A 19,203-nucleotide genomic window follows, 5' to 3' on the forward strand; every position below is an offset into this window, starting at 1 on the left:
CCACCGCTGCGGCCGCCACCGCCGCCGCCGCCGTAACCGCCGCCGCCGCCACCACCGTAGCCGCCGCCGCCACCACCGCCGTAGCCGCCACCACCGCCGGTGCGGGGGGGACGTGCTTCCATCGGACGGGCTTCGTTCACCGTCAGGGCGCGGCCCTGCAGCGATGCGCCGTTCATGCCTTCGACAGCTGCGAGTGCTTCAGCGTCCGTGCCCATTTCGACGAAGCCGAAGCCCTTCGAACGGCCGGTGTCACGTTCCATCATGACCTTGGCGCTGACGATCGAGCCGAACTCGCCGAAAGCCTGTTCCAGGTCGTTGTCACGCACGGAGTAGGCGAGGTTGCCCACGTAAAGTTTCTTGCCCATGGAGGGACTCCTAATTCAAACCAAAAAAACACAAAGCGATGGAGTCCCAGAATCACAACAAACTAATGCGCTGTGGCGCGAAACTGACCGATCACCAAATTACGTGCACGGGAGCCGAAGCTCGCAGACACGTGAGCCGGATTATCCGGCCCGATTTCCGAAAAAAGGGGGGAAATCTTGTGTTATCGAGAAACATTCCGACCCGACGGGCGGTTTCGCAACGGTTTCAGGAGGTCGGACAGGCCGTTGTGGTCTATTTCATGCATCAAAGCGAGCAGCCGGCCAATTTCTCCCGCGGGAAAACCCTCGCGCGCGAACCAGGTCAGGTAATTTCCGGGCAAATCGGCGATCAGCGTGCCCTTGTGCTTGCCAAAAGGCATTTCGAGCGTCACCAGGCGCTGCAGGTCTTCGGGGTTCATGCGATCTTCAGCCGCCCGCGCGCTTGACCGTGTGGCCCTGCTTCACGAGGGCGGCGATCACCACCTCGCGGTGATCGCCCTGGATCTCCACGGTGCCGTCCTTCACCGTGCCGCCCGTGCCGCAGGCCGCTTTCAGCTGCTTGCCCACGGCTGCCAGCGCCGCCGCGTCGAGCGGCAGGCCCTTGACCACGGTCACGCCCTTGCCCTTTCGGCCCTTGGTCTCGTGCGATACGCGGACAATGCCGTCCGTGGCCGCCGTGCGGGCCTTCGCGAGTTCCTTGCAGCGGCATTGCGCCATCGGGGCGCCGCAGTCGGGGCACATGCGCCCGCCCGCCTCGGTGGAGTACACCAGCGTGCTGCCGGTGCGGCTGTTCTTCATCGTTCCCATTCGATCCGTCTTTCTTTCGATCTCTCTCTTTTTCCCGGTGCCCGTTCCATGCCATTCGATACCCTGGGCCTGACCCCCGCGCTCGCGCAAGCGGCCGCCGCGAGCGGCTTTGCCGCGCCGACCGCCATCCAGGCGGCGGCCATCCCTGCCATTTTGCAGGGCCGCGACCTGCGGGGCTCGGCACAGACCGGCTCCGGCAAGACGGCCGCATTTTCCCTGCCGCTGCTGCAGCGCCTGGCCGCCGAGCCTGCCTCGTCGGCGTCGCGCCGGCTGCGCGCGCTGGTGCTCGTGCCCACGCGCGAACTCGCGGCCCAGGTCGGCGAGACGCTGGAAGATTTCGCGCGGCACCTGCCCGAGCGCCTGAAGATCGTCGTCGCGGTCGGCGGCGTCTCGATCAACCCGCAGATGATGCGCCTGCGCGGCGGCGCCGACATCGTGGTCGCCACGCCCGGCCGGCTGCTCGACCTGGTCGAACACAACGCACTCGCGCTCGACGCCGTGTCGACGCTCGTGCTCGACGAGGCCGATCGCCTGTTCGACCTGGGCTTTGCCGAGGAGCTGCAGCGCATCCTGGCGCTGTTGCCCGCGCGGCGCCAGAACCTGCTCTTTTCGGCCACCTTCCCGATCGCCATCCAGGCGCTGGCCGACGACATGCTGCACGACCCGGCGCTGGTCGACGTGCAGGGCGAGCCCGGCACCCGGCCCGACATCGTGCAGCGCGCCATCGAGGTCGACGCCGCCCGCCGCACCCAGCTGCTGCGCCAGCTGCTGAAGGACAACGAAGGCACGTGGGACCGCGTGCTGGTGTTCGTCGCCACGCAACACGCCGCGCAGACCGTGGCCGAGAAGCTGTACCGCAACGGCATCTACGCCGTGCCCTTTCACGGCGACATCGCGCAGGGCACGCGCCGCGACATCCTGGCGCAGTTCAAGCAGAGCCGTTGGGACGTGGTGATCGCGACCGACCTGGCGGCGCGCGGCCTGGACATCGCGCAACTGCCCGTGGTCATCAACTACGACCTGCCGCGCTCGCCCACCGACTACATCCACCGCATCGGCCGGACCGGCCGCGCGGGCGCGAGCGGGCTGGCGATCAGCTTCGTGAGCCCCACCACCGAGGCGCACTTCCGCCTGATCGAGAAGCGCCAGGGCCTGCGCGTGCCGCGTGAGCGCATCGCGGGCTTCGAGCCGACGGAGGCGGCGCCGGTGCTGGTCGATACCTCGGGCAACGGCGGCATCAAGGGCGCGCGGCCGAGCAAGAAGGACAAGCTGCGCGCGGCGGCCGCGCTGGCCGCACAGGCGGGCGGCGGGGAAGACGCGGACTGACGCGCGTCAGGCGTCAGCCGGCATGAAAGGATGCCGGCGGGTGCTTCGAACGGTTTTCCGCTTTCGTGCGTTGCGCGCTATGCGTGCTGCTTGCCGAGCAAGCTCGCCATCAGGTCCACCGGCAGCGGAAACACGATGGTCGTGTTCTTGTCCGAGCCGATCACCGTGAGCGTTTCCAGGTAGCGCAACTGGATGGCCTGCGGCTCCTGCGCCAGCACGCGCGCGGCCTGGAACAGCTTCTCGGACGCCTGCAGTTCGCCCTCGGCATGGATCACCTTGGCGCGGCGTTCGCGTTCCGCCTCGGCCTGCCGCGCGATGGCGCGGATCATGGATTCGGTGAGGTCGATCTGCTTGATCTCGACGTTCGACACCTTGATGCCCCATGACGCCGTCTGCACGTCCAGCGATTCGCGCACATCCAGGTTGAGCTTCTCGCGCTCGGCCAGCATGTCGTCCAGCTGGTGCTTGCCGAGCACCGAGCGCAGCGTGGTCTGGGCCAGCTGGCTGGTGGCGTTGAAGAAGTCCTTGACCTCGATGATGGCCTTGGCCGCATCGACGATGCGGAAGTAGACGACCGCGCTGACCTTCACCGACACGTTGTCGCGCGAGATCACATCCTGCGTCGGCACTTCGAGCACCACGGTGCGCAGGTCGACGCGCACCACCTGCTGGATGGCCGGGATCACGAACACCAGTCCGGGCCCCGCCACCTTCGAGAAGCGCCCCAGCGTGAACACGATGCCGCGCTCGTACTCCCGGAAGATCCATATCGCCGAAAAGAGCAGCGCCGCCAGCAGGACTAGGGCGACGGCGCCGATGCCATAAGTGAAAGAGAGCATGGTGATCTCCCGCGACCCAGCAAAGGTGCTGGACGGTTGGACCCCCGCTGCGCAGCAGCGTTCCTGCCGGGCCGAAATGAAGGTCGCTACACCCACCCCAGCTGCCGCGCCGCCAGCTCCTTCATGATCTCCTCGGCGCCGCCGCCGATCATCATCACCTTGACCTCGCGGTAGACGCGCTCGCTCACGGTGCCGCGCATGAAGCCCATGCCGCCGAGGATCTGCACCGCCTGGTCGGCGCAGAACTGCATGGTCTGCGTGGCGTGGTTCTTGAGCAGGCAGACCTGCGCCACCCACTCGGGCGCGTTGATGCGGCCCGCCGCCTCGTGCGCGTCGCCCTCGGCGGACACGGCCTCGAGCCAGGCCTCGGTCGAGGCGATGCGCATCTGCATGTCGACCAGCTTGTGGCGCACGGCCTGGTGTTCGATGAGCGCGGCGCCGAAGGTCTTGCGCTCGCGCGACCAGGCCAGCGCCTCGTCCAGGCAGGCCTGCGCGAAGCCCAGCGCGCCGGCCGCGAGCCCGACGCGCTCGCCGTTGAAGTTGCCCATGACCATGCGGAACCCGCCGCCTTCTTCGCCCAGCAGGTAGCGCGCGGGCACGCGCACGTTGTCGAAGTGCAGCGTCGCGGTGTCGGAGCACAGCCAGCCCATCTTCGCGAGCCGGGTGCGCGAAAGGCCGGGCGCGTCGCCCGGCACCAGCAGCATCGAGAGCCCGCCCGCGCCGCGGCCTTCGCCGGTGCGCACGGCCACGGTGATCCAGTCGGCGCGCATGCCCGAGGTGATGAAGGTCTTCTCGCCGTTGAGCACGTAGTGGTCGCCGTCGCGCTTGGCCGTGGTGCGCACCGCGGCCACGTCGGAGCCGCCGCCGGGTTCGGTGATCGCGAGCGCGGCGATCTTTTCGCCGCGCAGCACGGCCGGCACGACCTCTTGCCGCACCGCGTCGCTGGCATGCAGCACCACGGGCGGCAGGCCGATGTTGTGCGAGAACAGGCTCGCGAGCACGCCGCCGCTCTGGCCGTGGCGCGCGAGCGCGACCCAGGCCGGCAGCTTGAGCGCATACGAGGCGGGCGTGCCGCCGAGTGCTTCCGGGTAGCCCAGGCCCAGCAGGCCCAGCTCGGCCGCGCGGGCGTACAGCGCGCGCGGGAATTCGCCGGCCTCGTCCCAGGCCTGCACGTTCGGTGCGATCTCGGCCTGGGCGAAGCGGCGCACCGTGTCGGCGAGCGCCGCACGGTCGGCCTGCAGTTCAGCGTCCATGCCGGTCAGCCGCGAGGCGGGCGCTTGGCGATGCCCATGGTCTTGGCGAGGATGCCGAGCATCACCTCGTCGGCGCCGCCGCCGATCGAGCCCAGGCGGCCGTCGCGGTACAGGCGCGAGACGCGGTTCTCCAGCGTGAAGCCCATGCCGCCCCAGAACTGCAGGCAGGTGTCGGCCACCTGGCGCGTGAGGCGGCCGGTCTTGAGCTTGGCCATCGAGGCGAGCTCGAGCACGTCCTCGCCCTTCACATGCAGGTCGCAGGCGCGGTAGGTGAGGGCGCGCAGCGCCTCCACCTCGGTCTTCAGTTCGGCCAGCTTGAACTGCACCCACTGCTGGTCGGCCAGCGTGGCGCCGAACATCTGGCGCTGCTGCGCCCATTCGATGGTCTGCGTGATGCAGTCGTCCATCGGCGCGAGCGAACTGGCCGCGCACCACAGGCGCTCTTCCTGGAACTGCTGCATCTGGTAGACGAAGCCCTGGCCCTCCTCGCCGATGCGGTAGCGCTGCGGCACGCGCACGTTGTCGAAGTAGATGAGGCCGGTGTCGCTCGAGTCCATGCCGATCTTGCGGATCTTCTTGGCCTTCTCGATGCCGGGCAGGTTCATCGGCACCATCACGAGCGACTTGTTGCGGTGCACCGGCCCCTCGCTGGTGTTGACCAGCATGCACATCCAGTCGGCCTGCAGGCTGTTGGTGATCCACATCTTCTGGCCGGTGATGAGGTAGTCGTCGCCGTCCTTCTTCGCGTAGGTCTTCAGGCCCGCCACGTCGCTGCCCGCGCCAGGCTCGCTCACGCCGATGCAGCCGACCGTGTCGCCGGCGATGGCGGGCACCAGGAACTCGCGGCGCAGTTCGTCGCTGCCGAAGCGTGCGAGCGCGGGCGTGCACATGTCGGTCTGCACGCCGATGGCCATCGGCACGCCGCCGCAGCTGATGTGGCCCAGGCCCTCGGCGAAGGCCATCGCGAACGAATAGTCGAGGCCGGCGCCGCCGAAGGCCTCGGGCTTGTTCAGGCCCAGCAGGCCGAGGTTGCCGAGCTTCTTGAAGACCTCGTGCGCGGGAAAGATCTCGGCCTCTTCCCATTCGTCGACGTGGGGGTTGATCTCCTCGTCGATGAACCGGCGCAGGGTGTTCTGCATCTCGAGGTGTTCATGGGTGTACTGCATCACTGGTCTCCGTTCGTTCGTTCGCTCGTTACTTGTCCTGGAACACGCGCGGTGTCTGCGCGAGGTGAAAGCCGTCGTAGGGCCGCACCGCGGGGCGTTGCTGCGCCTGCACATCGGGCAGTTCCATCGGCCAGCCCATGCGCGCCTGCGGGCGCGCGCCGTCCACGCGCAGCACGGTGCCGCTGATGAAGGCGGCGGCCGGGCCCAGCAGGAAGGCGATGGCGGCGGAGGTCTCGGCCTCGTTGCCGAAGCGGCCGGCCGGCACGGTCTTGCGCATGGCGCGCAGCATGTCGCCGGCCTCGGGCGGGTAGTGGTCCATGCCGCTGGAGGCGATGTAGCCCGGCGCCACGGCGTTCACGCGCACGCCGCTCACGGCCCATTCGGCGGCGGCGGTCTCGGTGAAGCTCACCATGCCGGCGCGCGCGGCGCCGCTGTGGCCCATGTTCGGCATCGACCCCCAGATGTCGGCCACGATGTTGACGATGGCGCCGCCGTGCGCCTGCATGCTCTGCAGGTAGCACTCGCGCGCCACCAGGAAGCCGCCCGTGAGATTGGTGTGGATCACCGCCTCCCAGCCCTTGGCCGAGATGGCGGACAGCGGCGTGATGTACTGGCCGCCCGCGTTGTTGACCAGCCCGTCGATGCGCCCGTGCGCCGCGACGATCGCCTTCACCGCCTCGCGCAAGGCGTCTTCCTGGCGGATGTCGAAGGCCTGCGTGCTGGCGTTGCCGCCGGCGGCTTCGATCTCGGCGCGCACCGCGTCGAGCTTCTCGGGCTTGCGGCCCACCAGCACGACGTGGGCGCCGAGCGAGGCCAGCTCGTGCGCGGTGCAGCGGCCGATGCCCGAGCCGCCGCCGGTGACGACGATGCATTGCCCGGCGAACAGGCCAGGCGCGAAGACGGAGCGGTAGTGGGATGCGTTCATTCGACAGGTTCTCGAAAAAGGGGAGGGGCCTTCAGGCCTCGGCGATCTCGGCCACGATGTGGCGCGCGGCCACCTGCGTGCCCACGGCCACATGCAGCGCCGCGACGCGGCCCGCGCGCGGTGCGCAGTGCACGTGTTCCATCTTCATGGCTTCGAGCGTAACCAGCGGCTGGCCGGCGGCGACGGTGTCGCCCTCGGCGGCCAGCAGCGCGACCACGCGGCCGTTCATCGACGCGCGCAGCAGGCCGTCGCCGCCGCCCGCGTCGGCGCGCGGAACGGCCACGTGCGTGAGGTCGTCGAGGCGGTGGGCGCGGCCGTCGAAGTGGAGGTCCGTGCGTTCGCCGCGCCGCACCACCCATGCCTGCGCGGCCACGCCGTTGCAGGCGAAGCGCACCGGCCCGTCGTCCGGCAGCGCCAGCAGCGCGAGCGTGGCCGGCGCGGCGTCGTCCAGCACGACCTCGAAGTGCGCCGCACCGCGCGGCGTCACGCGCGCCGTGTGCACGGTACCGTCGAGCGCAAAGCGCAAGGCATTGGGCAGCGTGTGTGCCAGCGGCGAGGGCCAGCCGCGCGCGCCGGTCTGCAGCAGCAGGGCTGCGAGCAGGGCGGCGCGTGTGTCGCTCGCGGTGTCGGCGGCCAGCAGCGCGTCGAGGTGGTCGCCGATGAAGGCGGTGGTCGCCCCGCCGCCCGCGAACACCGGGTGCGCGAGCGCGCGCTGCAGCAGTGGCTGGTTGGTCGGCAGGCCGAGCGCCACCGTGTCGCGCAGGCCCGCCAGCAGCCGCTGCCGCGCTTCGTCGCGCGTGCGGCCCGACGCGATGAGCTTGGCGATCATCGAGTCGTAGAAGGGCGGCACTTCGGCGCCGTCGCGCAGCGCGTGTTCGGTGCGCAGCGCGGGCGACGGACGCCACGCCGTGAGCGTGCCGCTTTGCGGCAGGAAGCCCTGCTGCGGGTCTTCGGCGCACAGGCGCACTTCGATCGCATGGCCGGTGATGCGCACGTCGTCCTGCGTCAGCGGCAGCGGCTCGCCGGCGGCCACGCGCAGCTGCAGCTCGACGAGGTCCAGCCCCGTCACCGCTTCAGTCACGGGGTGCTCCACCTGCAGCCGCGTGTTCATTTCCATGAACCAGTACTGGCCCTGCGCGTCGAGCAGAAACTCGAGCGTGCCCGCGCCTTCGTAGGCGATGGCCTTGGCGGCGGCCACGGCGGTGGCGCCCATGCGCGCGCGCAGCGCGGCATCGACGGCCGGCGAGGGCGCTTCCTCGATCACCTTCTGGTGGCGCCGCTGCACCGAGCAGTCGCGCTCGCCGAGGTGGATCGCATGGCCGTGCCGGTCGGCAAACACCTGGATCTCGATGTGGCGCGGCGCGACGATGGCGCGCTCCAAAATCACGGTGGCGTCGCCGAAGGCGTGCAGCGCCTCGGACTGCGCGCTCTGCAATTGCTCGGCAAAGGCGCCGGCCGAGGCCACGAGCCGCATGCCGCGCCCGCCGCCGCCGGCCGTGGCCTTGATCATCACGGGCCAGCCGATGCGCTCGGCCTCGGCGGCCAGCGTGGCGGTGCTTTGATCGTCGCCCTGGTAGCCGGGAATGCATGGCACGCCGGCCGCCTGCATGAGCCGCTTGGCGCCGGCCTTGTCGCCCATCGCGACGATGGCCTCGGGCGACGGACCGATGAAGACCAGCCCCGCATCGCGACACGCCTGCGCGAAGGCCGCGTTCTCGGCGAGGAAGCCGTAGCCCGGATGCACCGCGTCGGCGCCGCTGGCGCGGGCCGCGGCAATGATCGATTCGATGGCCAGGTAGCTCTGCGCGGGCAGCGGCTCGCCGATGCACACCGACTCGTCGGCCTGGCGCACGTGCTCGGCGTCTGCATCGGCACGCGAGTACACGGCGACCGTGCGGTAGCCCATGGCGCGCGCGGTGCGCATCACGCGCACGGCGATCTCGCCGCGGTTGGCGATCAGGATCTTGTGAAAGGTGCTCATGGTCGTGCCACCGAAAACTGCATGGGTTGCGGCGCACGCGCCTCGGCGTCGCGGCAGATCGACAGCGCCTCGGCCAGCACGGCGCGCGTGTCGCGCGGGTCGATCACGCCGTCGTCCAGCAGCAGCGCGCTGGTGGTGAAGACGCTCATCTGGCGCTCGAAGCGCTCGACGATCTGGCGCTGCATCGCGTCGATCTTGTCGCGGTCGACGGCACCCTTGCGGGCCATGCCGGCCTCCATCACGATGGCCATGGTCTGCGCGGCCTGCTCGCCGCCCATCACGGCGGTGCGTGCGTTCGGCCAGCTGAAGCAGAAGCGCGGCGCGAAGCCGCGACCGCACATGCCGTAGTTGCCCGCGCCGTACGAGGCGCCGCAGTGCAGCGTGATCTGCGGCACGTTGGCGCTGGTCACGGCCTGGATCATCTTGGCGCCGTGCTTGATGATGCCGGCCTCCTCGTGCGCGCGGCCCACCATGTAGCCCGTGATGTTCTGCAGGTAGACGATGGGCGTGCGCGACTGGCAACAGGCCTGGATGAAGTGCGTGGCCTTGGTGGCGCCGTCGGAATCGATGGGGCCGTTGTTGGTGATGATGCCCACCGCGTGGCCTTCGAGCCGGATGTGGCCGCAGACCGTGGCGCTGCCGTAGTGCTCGCTGAAGGCCAGGAACTCGGAGCCGTCGGCAATGCGCGCGATGACCTCGCGCATGTCCACCGGCCGGCGGCCGTCGGCGGGCATGAGGCCCATCAGCTCTTCGGCGTCGTGGCGCGGCGGTGCGAAGGTGCGCGGTGCCTCGTCGCGCGCCCAGTCGATGCCGCCGAGGATGGCGCGCGCGATGCGCAGCGCGTCGCGGTCGTCCTCGGCCAGGTAGTCGCCCAGGCCCGAGATGTGGGTGTGCATGACGGCGCCGCCCAGTTCTTCCTCGGTGGCGATCTCGCCGGTGGCGGCCTTCAGCAGCGGCGGCCCGGCCAGGAAGGCCCGCGTCCGGTCGCGCACCATCACGATGTAGTCCGACAGGCCCGTCTGGTAGGCGCCACCCGCGGTCGAGGAGCCGTGCGTCACCGTCACCACCGGCAGGCCCGCGGCCGAGAGCCGCGCGAGGTTGCGGAAGATGTTGCCGCCGCGCACGAAGTCCTGCACGCGGTACTGCATGAGGTTGGCGCCCGCGCTTTCCACCAGCTGGACGAAGGGCAGCTTGTTCTCCAGCGCGATCTCGTGCAGGCGCAGCTGCTTGTCCAGGCCCATGGGCTGCAGCGCGCCGGCGTCGATGCCGGAGTCGGAGGCGCTGATCATGCAGCGCACACCCGCCACGCGCCCGATGCCGGCGATCAGGCCGCCGCCGGGCACGCTTTTCGAAAGGTCGGGGTTGTCCTGGCCCAGGCCTGCGAGCGTGGCCAGCGGCAGGAAGGGCGCGCCGGTGTCCAGCAGCAGCGCGAGGCGTTCGCGTGGCAGCAGTTGGCCGCGCTTGGCGAAGCGCTCGGCCGAGGCGCTGGAGGCGGCCACGGCGCGGGCTTCATGGGACCGGACCTGGTCCAGCAGCGAGAGCATGCTGGCGCGGTTGGCCTGGTAGCTGTCTCCGGCGGTGTGCAGCCGGGATTCGAGGAAGGGCATGGGGGTCTGTGCGGTGCGCGCGTGTCGTTTCGCACAGACTTTAGGAGGCGGGCCCCCGGCCCGCTTGCGCCAACTAGCTGGGGCGTACGCGCCGTTGTGCAGCGGGCGCGGCGTCGAGGCTGCTGCCCGTGACCACCCAGTAGATGAAGATCAGCACCGCGCCGGCCGTGCCGAACACCGTGAGGCCCATGTAGCTGCCGCCCAGCGAGAGCGCGTCGACCGGGGCGGCCGCCGTGCAGATCATGCTGGCCGCGCTCATGCCCACGTAGTGCATGGTGCACACCGCCACGCCCATCACGGCGGCGGCGGCCACCTGGTGGCTCAGCTTGCGCAGGTTGAAGGCCAGCCACAGCGCCGCGGCGGCGGCCGTGATGGCGATGACCACCGACAGCGCGACCATGCTGAAGTCGAAGCTCATCGTGGCCCGCATGTTCATCGCGAACATGCCCATGTAGTGCATCACGCACACGCCCAGGCCCGCCAGCAGGCTGCCCGCCAGCCAGCCCGAGCGGCTGAACTTGGCGCGTCCGCCCGCCAGGTACAGCGCAATGCCCGAGATCAGGATGGCCGCCACCAGAGACACGATGGTCAGCGGCATGTTGTAGGCGATGCCGAAGGGCAGCCGGTAGGCCAGCATGCCGATGAAGTGCATCGACCAGATGCCGATGCCCCCCAGCGCCACCGCGGCGCAGGCCACGATGGCCAGGTTGGGTTTGCCGTCGGCACCGACCATGCGCCCGGCACAGATCAGGGCCACCAGCGAGCCGAAGAAGGAAATGACGAACGAAAGCGCGACCAGCCCCAGGGAGTATTCGGGCGATAGCACTTGGCCTACGACGAGTGGAGTCATGCGATGTCCCTTCGGAAAGAGCGCTTCGCAGACCCCGACTGCCCTATGCGATCGGAACGCTGCGACGCGTCCCGACCAGTTTGTAATATGTGTTTATAAAAGTAAACAGAAACTTGTACTAATTGTTACCCTGAATGACAGGCCGAATTCGATAGATCGAATTGTTCCTGTCGGCCGCCACGTAGACCGTGCCGTCGCGGCCCACGGCCACGCCCGTCACCACGTAGGGCGGGGGCAGGCCGGGCCCGGCGGCCAGGCCGATGGGCAGGTTCTCGGCGACGGTGCGGCGGGTGCCGGTGGCCGGGTCTATCTCGACCAGCCGGCGCGCCGCGCTCTCGGCCACGATGAAGCTGCCCCACGGCGTCTGGGCCAGGCCCTCGGGCAGCGCCAGCCCGTCGGCCACGGTGCGCAGCGGCGCGCTGGCGTCCAGCGGAATGCGCAGCAGCTTGCCGGCCGCCTCGGTCACGTAGAGCGCGCCGTCCTGGCCGACCACCAGTTGCACCGGGCCGTTCAGTCCGCTAGCCAGCACTGACTTCTCTGCAAACTTCGGCCCGCTGGCGCGCGTGATGCTGCCGGTGGCGAGTTCGGCGTAGATCACGCTGCCGTCGGGCATGGGCAGCGCGTCGAACGGCGCCTTCAGGCCGTGGATCGTTTCGACCGTCTTCAGCGTCTGGCGGTCGACCAGCTGCACCGAGCCCGTGAACCACGAGGTGAGCGCGAAGAGTTTGGGCGACATGCCGACCGCGAAGGGGTAGTCGAGCTCGGGGTCGCGCTGCATGCGGAACACGTCGCGCACCTCGCCGGTGCGCACGTCGACCTGCCGGAAGCCGAAGACGTCGGCCGCCCAGAGGTCGTTGCCGTCGATCTTCAGTCCGGCCGGCACCGCCACCTTGCCGCTGGTGAGCGTGCGCAGTTCGCCGGTGGCGGGGTTGAAGGCCTGCACCTCGTTGTTGGCCATGTTCGAGACGTAGATCGTCCCGTCGGGCGCGATGGCGAGGTTGTCGAGCGACGGGCGCAGCTGCTTGGCCACGGTCTTCTTGCCGCTCGCAAGATCGACCTTCACCAGCTCGCCGCTGCGCGCGTCGACCACCCAGAGGTTGCCCTTGCCGTCGAGGTTGGCGGCGGCGGGGATCTTGAAACCGTCGGCGATCACGGTCAGGTTTCCGTTCGCCGGGTCGATCTTCACGACCTGGCCCTTGAACCACAGCGGGCCGTAGAGCAGGCCGTCGGGCCCGACCTCGAAGCCGTTGAAGCCGCCCATGTCCTTCTTGATGAGCCGGGGCGGCTGCTTGCCTTCGCGGTCGATCTCCCACAGCGCGTCGCCCAGGAACACCTGCGAGGCGTAGAGCTTGCCGTTTCGGCGGTCGAAGTCGAGCGAGTTCAGGCCGGGCAGGTCCTTGGCGAGCACGCGCAGCGGCGCGCTGTCGTTCTCGCGGTAGCGCAGCATGCCCATGAGGTAGTTGGTCCAGGCCAGCTCGCCCTTCGGGCCGACCGCGATGTCGTCGGCCTGGCCCTCGGGCGCATCGATGAGCACCTTGGCGGCGCCGGTCTGGCGGTCGACCTCCCACAGCGTGTTGCCGAGCACGGAGCCCGCCAGCAGCCGGCCTTTCGCATCGATGGCCAGGCCGTGCACGCCCGCGAAGGACGACGGGGCCACGAGCACCTCGGGCGCGGCCCAGGCGGCGGGGCGCTTGGGCGGTGGCGACAGCGAGCTGCAGGCGGCGAGCAGGGCGAGGGCGGCGGTCAGCGCGGCAGCGCGGATCGTGCGACGGGGCATGGCGATCTCCTCTGGGTTGGCGTTGTGACAGATGCGGCAGTGCGCCGCAGTCTAGGAGCCGGAAGAGGCCGCGCAGTCGCTCGCGAGACTGGACGCGGACTTTCGTCCGCTGCGGATAACCCGCAGCACCCGGTGATTTTTCAGCCGCGCAGCAGCTGCGTCGCCGTGTGGATCAGCAGCCCCACCAGCCCGCCCACCAGCGTGCCGTTGATGCGGATGAACTGCAGGTCGCGCCCGATGTGGCGCTCGAGTTCGTCGGTCATCTCGTGCGCGTTCCACTCGCCCACGCGCTCCTCGATGTAGCGGCGGATGTCCTCGCGGTAGCGCTCGATGGCCGCCGGTGCGGCGGCTTCGAGCTGCTCGTTGATCCAGGCGCGGATCGCCGCGTCGTTCTGCAGCCGCTGGCCCAGCGCGCCGGCCATCGTGGCGATGCGCTGGCGGATGGTCGAGTCGGGGCGCCCGAGGTCGTCGTGCAGCCAGCCCAGCAGCTCGCCCCACAGGCCGTGCAGGTAGTCGCCCAGCGCCGGGTGCGCGATGAGCTCGGCGCGGATCTGCTCGCCGCGCTGCTGGAACTCGGGGTCGAGCTTCAGGCGCACCACGAAGTCGTCCACGAAATGGTCGAAGCGCCGGCGCATCGGGTGCTCGGGCTCGGCCGCCAGTTCGGCCAGCGTGCGCGCGATGGCGGCCACGATCTTGCGCGTGGCGAGCTTGGCCGCCACCTGGTCCAGGCCGACGTAACGCAGCGTCTTGATCTCGCGCGCGATGGCCTCGGTGATGTGCGCCTGCACCTCCTCGCCGTCGAGCAGCTCGGCCACCTGCTGCAGCACGTCGTCGAGCAGCGCCTGGTGGCGCCCGCCGGCCGTGAGCGCATCGAGCGCCTGGCCGGTGAGCCGCGAGAGGTCGATCTTGGCCAGGCCGGCCGCGGCGGCGCGGCCCATGAAGTCGCGCACCCGTTCGTCGTCGAAGGCGGCCAGGCCGTAGCGCGTGGCGGCCACGCCCCATTCGCCGAGCCGCTCGCCGCTGGCGGGCCGGGCCAGCCACTCGGCGATGCGCCCCGCCGCATCGAACTGGCGCAGCTTGGCCAGCACCTGGGCGGTGCTCAGGAAGTTGTCGCAGATGAAGCCCGCGAGCTTGGCGCCGATGCGGTCCTTGTTGCTCGGGATGATCGCCGTGTGCGGGATCGGCAGGCCCAGCGGGTGGCGAAACAGCGCCACCACCGCGAACCAGTCGGCAATGGCGCCGACCATCGCGGCTTCGGCAAAGGCCGCCACATAGCCCCAGGCCGGGTGCTGGCTGTGCAGCGCGCTGGCCAGCGCATACAGCGCCGCCGCCGCGCACAGCAGGCCGAGCGCGACGCGTTTCATGCGCTGCAGTGCGCCGCTGCCGTGGTCTTCAGCCAATGGTGTGCGAGGTCGCGAGGCGCTCCATGAACAGCTCGCAGCGCGCGAGCTGCTCAAGACTCACGAACTCGTCGGGCTGGTGCGCCTGCTCGATGCTGCCGGGGCCGCACACCACCGTGGGGATGCCGGCGTTCTTGAACAGGCCCGCTTCGGTGCCGAAGGCCACCAGCGTGGTGCGGTCTTCGCTGGCCAGGCGCTGCGCGAGCAGCGTGACCGGGTCGCCGGCCGCGCCCAGGAAGCTCGGAATCTCGCAGATCGTTTCGAACTTGAAGCCGGCGTCGGGCGCCACCTTCTTCATGGCGGGCTCGATGCTCGCGGCGTACGCCAGCACGTCGGACTGCATGCGCTTGGCGTCGGCCGTGGGCAGGTCGCGGAATTCGTAGCGGAACTCGGCGTCGCGCGGCACCACGTTGTCGGCGATGCCGCCGTGGAACTGGCCCACGCTGGCGGTGCTGAAGGGCACGTCGAAGCCGTCGTAGCGCGGCTCGCTGCGCTCGAAGTCCTCGGCCATGTCGCGCACCTTGCCGATCACGCGCGCGGCCATCTCGATGGCGTTGACCGACTTCGGCGTGAGCGACGAATGCGCCTCCTTGCCGCGCACGCAGCACTTGTAGCGGTACACGCCCTTGTGGGCGATGGCCGGCACCATGCTGGTGGGCTCGCCCACGATGCAGGCCAGCGGCTTGATGCCGGCGTCGCGCATGTCGGCGATGAGTTCGCGCACGCCGAAGCAGCCGATCTCTTCTTCATACGTGAAGGCGAAGTGCACGGCGAAGGGCGCGTCGCCCTCGAGGAAGCGCTGGGCATTGGCCAGCGCGATCGCGATGTAGCTCTTCATGTCGGCCGAGCCGCGCCCGTACAGGCGCTCGTTCTGCACCACGGCCGACAGCGGGTCCACGCTCCAGGCCTGGCCGTCCCAGGGCACCGTGTCGGTGTGGCCCGAGAGGATCACGCCGGCCGGCTTGCCCTCGCCCAGCGTGGCGAACAGGTTCGCCTTGGTGCGCTCGGCGTTGTAGGTGATGCGGCTCTTCACGCCGAGGGCCGCGAGGTGCGCCTGGGCGAAGTCGATCAGCTCGAGGTTGCTGTTTGCGCTCACTGTGTTCATGCGAACCAAGGTTTGCGCCATCAAGAGGCTCTGGGGAGAAAGCGTGTGCTGCATGCAACAGATTGTCCGGGAAGTTGAACGCCCGCGCAGATGGGTATCGGCGTTGTCACGCGCAGCGGGTAGCCTGCCTCCTCTTTTTTCTTTGTTTGGATGGAGAAGACAACATGCGCATGTCCCTGCAGATCACCCTGACCGCCGCGGCCGCCCTGAGCCTGGCCGCCTGCGGCACCACCGGCCCGGCGGCGAACAAGCTGCTCACGCTGGACGGCAACCCGCCGCTGGTCATCGCCCACCGCGGCGCCTCGGGCTACCTGCCGGAACAGACGCTGGAGTCGTACGCGCGCGCCATCGAACTGGGCGCCGACGTCATCGAGATGGACCTGGTCTCCACCAAGGACGGCGTGCTCATCGCCCGCCACGACCCCAACCTGGCGATCAGCACCGACGTGGCCAAGCACCCCCGCTTCGCCTCGCGCAAGAAGACCATCCAGGTCGACGGCGAAACCCAGACCGGCTGGTTCAGCAACGACTTCACGCTGGCCGAGATCAAGACCCTGGGCGGCATCTCGACCGACCCCGAGCGCCCGCAGGAATTCAACGGCAAGTTCAAGGTCGTGACCTTCCAGGAGATCATCGATTTCGCCAAGGCCAAGACAAAGGAAACCGGCCGCACCATCGCGATCTACCCCGAGACCAAGAACCCGACCTACTTCCGCGATCTGGGCATGCCCATGGAAGACAAGGTCATCGCCGCCATCAACGCCGCCGGCTGGAACAGCAAGACCGCGCCCATCTACGTGCAGTCGTTCGAGCCCGGCAGCCTCAAGTACATGAAGAGCAAGGGCCTGAACACCCGGCTCATCCAGCTGATCGACGGCGACGGCATCGACATGAAGACCGGCGCCATGACCTACGCCGTGCCGGTCGACCGCCCCTACGAGTGGACCAAGGCCGGCGACAAGCGCAACTTCGACGTCATGGTCACGCCCGCCGGGCTGGCCGAGATCAAGACCTACGCCGACGGCATCGGTCCCTGGAAGCGCTACATCGTGAGCGTCAAGGGCACCGTGGGCGCCGACGGCAAGGTGGTGGACGTCAACAAGGACGGCAAGATCAACGACGCCGACGCCACCTCGATGGCCCCCACCACGCTGATCGCCGACGCCCACAAGGCGGGCCTGTTCGTGCACCCCTTCACGTTCCGTAACGAGTCGCGCCGGCTCGCGTCCGACTACAACAAGGACGGCAAGAACGAATACGCGGTCTATTACAAGCTCGGCGTCGATGGCGTGTTCACCGACTTCACCGACACCGCGCTGGCCGCGCGCACCGAGTACCTCAAGAGCATCGGCCGCTGAGGGTTTGCCCGGCACGGTCTTTGCGGCGCCCAGCGCAAAGCCTAGACTGTGTCTTATGAAACTCATCGACTCGCTCGTCACGCAGGCGGCCGGCATCGCGGCCGTCCGGCGTGACCTTCATGCCCACCCTGAACTCTGTTTCGAAGAAGTCCGCACCGCCGACGTGGTGGCAGGCAAGCTCACCGAATGGGGCATTCCCATCCACCGCGGCCTGGGCACCACCGGCGTGGTCGGCATCGTCAAGAACGGCACCAGCACCCGCGCCGTCGGCCTGCGCGCCGACATGGACGCGCTGCCCGTCACCGAGCTCAACACCTTCGCCCACGCCAGCCAGCACCACGGCAAGATGCACGCCTGCGGCCACGACGGCCACACGGCGATGCTCCTCGCTGCAGCGCAGCACCTGGCCAAGCACCGCAACTTCGACGGCACCGTCTACCTGATCTTCCAGCCAGCCGAAGAAGGCGGCGGCGGTGCGCGCGAAATGATCAAGGAGGGCCTGTTCGAGCAGTTCCCCATGGACGCCGTGTTCGGCATGCACAACTGGCCCGGCATGAAGGCCGGCCAGTTCGCCGTGAGCCCCGGCCCGGTGATGGCTTCGGGCAACAAGTTCCATGTGAACGTGGTCGGCAAGGGCGGCCACGCCGCGCTGCCGCAGACCGGCATCGACCCGGTGCCGATCGCCTGCGAGATCGTGCAGGCCTTCCAGACCATCCTCACGCGCAAGATGAAGCCGACCGATTCGGCGGTGATCTCGGTCACCACCATCCACGCCGGCGAGACCAACAACGTGATCCCCGACAACTGCGAGCTGTCGGGCACCGTGCGCACCTTCTCGCTCGAGGTGCTCGACATGATCGAGGCCAAGATGAAGCAGATCAGCGAGCACATCTGCGCCGCGCACGACGCCACCTGCGAGTTCCGCTTCGAGCGCTACTACCCGCCCACCATCAACACCGAGGCCGAGGCTGACTTCGCGCGCCGCGTGATGGGCGGGATCGTCGGCCCCGAGAACGTGCTCAAGCAGGAGGCCGCCATGACCTCGGAAGACTTCGCCTTCATGCTGCAGGCCAAGCCCGGCGCCTACGCCTTCATCGGCAACGGCGACGGCTCGCACCGCGACGTGCACCACGGCGAAGGCCCGTGCACGCTGCACAACGCCAGCTACGACTTCAACGACGACCTCATCCCGCTGGGCGCGACCTGCTGGGTGCAGATCGCCGAGCAGTTCCTGAAGCCCGGCACCGGCGGCGCAGCGGCATGATCGGCATCGGCGAGGCCTTTTCGCCGCGCTACGCCCAGGCGCGCCAGAAGTTCCTGCAGGGCTGCGTCAGCGCCGGCCTCACGGTCGAGCCGCATGCGCACCCGCTCAAGGGCCGCGACGGCGAAGAGCTGTCGATGGACGTGGCGCTCGACGGCGACGCCAACGCCGAGCGGCTGCTCGTCGTCACCAGCGCCTGCCACGGCGTCGAAGGCCACTGCGGCAGCGGCGTGCAGGTGTTCGCGCTGCACGACGCCGAATGGCGCGAGAAGGCCAAGGCGCAGGGCGTGGCGGTGCTGTACGTGCATGCGCTCAACCCGCACGGCTTTTCGTACGGCCGCCGCGTGACGCACGAGAACGTCGACCTGAACCGCAACTTCCTCGACTTCTCGAAGCCCGTGCCGGTGAACGAGCCCTACGCGAAGCTTCATCCGCTGCTGCTGCCCGACACCTGGCCGCCGACGCCGGACAACCAGGCTGCGATCGAGAAGTGGATCGAGAAGCACGGCGCCACGGCGTACCAGGCAGCCGTCACCAGCGGCCAGTACCAGTTCGACGACGGCCTGTTCTTCGGCGGCAAGGCGCCGACCTGGAGCAACAAGACCATCCGCAGCGTGCTGCGCCGCCATGCAGGCAGTGCGAAGCGCCTGGCCTGGATCGACCTGCACACGGGGCTCGGCCCCAACGGCCTGGGCGAACGCATCTTTGCCTGCCGCGACGACAAGGTCGCCTATGCCCGCGCCAACGCCTGGTGGGGCACGCCGGCGGCGCCCGTCACCTCGATCTACGACGGCTCCTCGACCTCCGCGCTGCTGCGCGGCCTGATGTGGGACGCCGTGTACGAAGAGTGCCCGCAGGCCGAGTACACCGGCATCGCGCTCGAATACGGCACGCTGCCGATGCTCGAGGTGACCGGCGCCCTGCGCGCCGACCACTGGCTGCACAAGCACCCGGACGCGCCGGCCGATCTGGCCGATGGCATCCGCGCGCGCATGGTGGAGGCGTTCTATACGGACAGCGACGCCTGGCGCGGCCAGATCGTGAGCCAGGCGCGGCAGGCGATGTTCCAGGCGGTGGACGGGCTCAGCGCCTGATCGCCCCCCAGCTGCGTGCCCCCGTGCCCAGGACACTGGGTGCTTCCCGCAGCGAAATAAAGGGGGAGGCCGCAGGCCGGAGGACATTC

Annotated in this window: 17 protein-coding genes; 4 read left to right on the forward strand and 13 right to left on the reverse strand. The window is 69.3% G+C overall.

Going from position 1 to position 19,203, the window contains the following annotated elements; genetic code table 11:
* The 3 genes from rbp to AC3WQR_RS18740 all read right to left on the reverse strand — a co-directional run.
* Nucleotides 1–365: RNA-binding regulator (gene rbp / locus AC3WQR_RS18730; protein ID WP_492743120.1), on the reverse strand; the 365-nt coding region annotated here is incomplete at its 3' end.
* Between the two features lie 182 nt (nt 366–547).
* A complete protein-coding gene (locus tag AC3WQR_RS18735) occupies nt 548–784 on the reverse strand; it encodes a DUF3820 family protein (RefSeq protein WP_056584018.1) in 237 nt (78 codons plus the stop codon).
* Nucleotides 785–791: 7 nt separating this feature from the next.
* Nucleotides 792–1,172 carry a translation initiation factor Sui1 gene (locus AC3WQR_RS18740; protein ID WP_062472780.1) on the reverse strand — a complete coding sequence of 127 codons (381 nt, stop codon included), beginning with the start codon at nt 1,170–1,172 and terminating at the stop codon, nt 792–794.
* A 48-nt stretch (nt 1,173–1,220) separates the two neighbouring features.
* Between AC3WQR_RS18740 and AC3WQR_RS18745 the strand changes: the two genes are divergently transcribed.
* The gene (locus tag AC3WQR_RS18745) at nt 1,221–2,498 is read left to right on the forward strand and encodes a DEAD/DEAH box helicase (RefSeq protein ID WP_492743121.1); all 1,278 of its coding nucleotides are present in this window, start codon (nt 1,221–1,223) and stop codon (nt 2,496–2,498) included.
* 77 nt (nt 2,499–2,575) lie between these two features.
* On the opposite strand, the gene AC3WQR_RS18750 is transcribed toward AC3WQR_RS18745, so the two are convergent.
* The 10 genes from AC3WQR_RS18750 to argE form a co-directional block, all read right to left on the reverse strand.
* The gene (locus tag AC3WQR_RS18750) at nt 2,576–3,337 is read right to left on the reverse strand and encodes a slipin family protein (RefSeq protein WP_492743122.1); all 762 of its coding nucleotides are present in this window, start codon (nt 3,335–3,337) and stop codon (nt 2,576–2,578) included.
* A gap of 86 nt (nt 3,338–3,423) precedes the next feature.
* Nucleotides 3,424–4,590 (reverse strand): acyl-CoA dehydrogenase family protein, encoded by a 1,167-nt coding sequence (locus tag AC3WQR_RS18755; protein ID WP_492743123.1) that lies wholly within the window; start codon nt 4,588–4,590, stop codon nt 3,424–3,426.
* A 5-nt stretch (nt 4,591–4,595) separates the two neighbouring features.
* Complete coding sequence (locus AC3WQR_RS18760) at nt 4,596–5,756, reverse strand: acyl-CoA dehydrogenase family protein (protein WP_095747399.1); 1,161 nt, start codon at nt 5,754–5,756, stop codon at nt 4,596–4,598.
* 28 nt (nt 5,757–5,784) lie between these two features.
* Entirely contained in the window at nt 5,785–6,681 is an 897-nt protein-coding gene (locus AC3WQR_RS18765) for an SDR family NAD(P)-dependent oxidoreductase (protein ID WP_492743124.1), read from the reverse strand.
* Nucleotides 6,682–6,712: 31 nt separating this feature from the next.
* On the reverse strand, nt 6,713–8,662 hold the full coding sequence (locus AC3WQR_RS18770; RefSeq protein WP_492743125.1) for an acetyl/propionyl/methylcrotonyl-CoA carboxylase subunit alpha: 1,950 nt from the start codon (nt 8,660–8,662) through the stop codon (nt 6,713–6,715).
* A complete protein-coding gene (locus tag AC3WQR_RS18775) occupies nt 8,659–10,269 on the reverse strand; it encodes an acyl-CoA carboxylase subunit beta (RefSeq protein WP_492743126.1) in 1,611 nt (536 codons plus the stop codon). The genes AC3WQR_RS18770 and AC3WQR_RS18775 overlap by 4 nt, the downstream gene beginning before the upstream one ends.
* Before the next feature lie 73 nt (nt 10,270–10,342).
* On the reverse strand, nt 10,343–11,119 hold the full coding sequence (locus tag AC3WQR_RS18780; RefSeq protein ID WP_062472795.1) for an MHYT domain-containing protein: 777 nt from the start codon (nt 11,117–11,119) through the stop codon (nt 10,343–10,345).
* A gap of 118 nt (nt 11,120–11,237) precedes the next feature.
* Nucleotides 11,238–12,896, reverse strand: coding sequence for a Vgb family protein (locus AC3WQR_RS18785; protein WP_492743127.1), 1,659 nt, complete (start codon nt 12,894–12,896; stop codon nt 11,238–11,240).
* Between the two features lie 140 nt (nt 12,897–13,036).
* Nucleotides 13,037–14,296, reverse strand: a complete 1,260-nt coding sequence (locus tag AC3WQR_RS18790) for a DUF445 domain-containing protein (protein ID WP_492743128.1) — start codon at nt 14,294–14,296, stop codon at nt 13,037–13,039.
* On the reverse strand, nt 14,289–15,455 hold the full coding sequence (argE, locus tag AC3WQR_RS18795; protein WP_095950723.1) for an acetylornithine deacetylase: 1,167 nt from the start codon (nt 15,453–15,455) through the stop codon (nt 14,289–14,291). The genes AC3WQR_RS18790 and argE overlap by 8 nt, the downstream gene beginning before the upstream one ends.
* Before the next feature lie 110 nt (nt 15,456–15,565).
* Between argE and AC3WQR_RS18800 the strand changes: the two genes are divergently transcribed.
* The 3 genes from AC3WQR_RS18800 to AC3WQR_RS18810 are packed head-to-tail and all read left to right on the forward strand — an operon-like array spanning nt 15,566 to nt 19,114.
* A complete protein-coding gene (locus AC3WQR_RS18800; protein ID WP_492743129.1) occupies nt 15,566–16,759 on the forward strand; it encodes a glycerophosphodiester phosphodiesterase in 1,194 nt (397 codons plus the stop codon).
* Nucleotides 16,760–16,814: 55 nt separating this feature from the next.
* A complete protein-coding gene (locus tag AC3WQR_RS18805; protein ID WP_369630950.1) occupies nt 16,815–18,023 on the forward strand; it encodes a M20 aminoacylase family protein in 1,209 nt (402 codons plus the stop codon).
* Nucleotides 18,020–19,114 carry a M14 family metallopeptidase gene (locus tag AC3WQR_RS18810; RefSeq protein WP_095743251.1) on the forward strand — a complete coding sequence of 365 codons (1,095 nt, stop codon included), beginning with the start codon at nt 18,020–18,022 and terminating at the stop codon, nt 19,112–19,114. The genes AC3WQR_RS18805 and AC3WQR_RS18810 overlap by 4 nt, the downstream gene beginning before the upstream one ends.
* Nucleotides 19,115–19,203 lie beyond the last annotated feature (89 nt).

Source organism: Variovorax sp. FW305-3-2-15-B-LB1 (assembly GCF_058787635.1).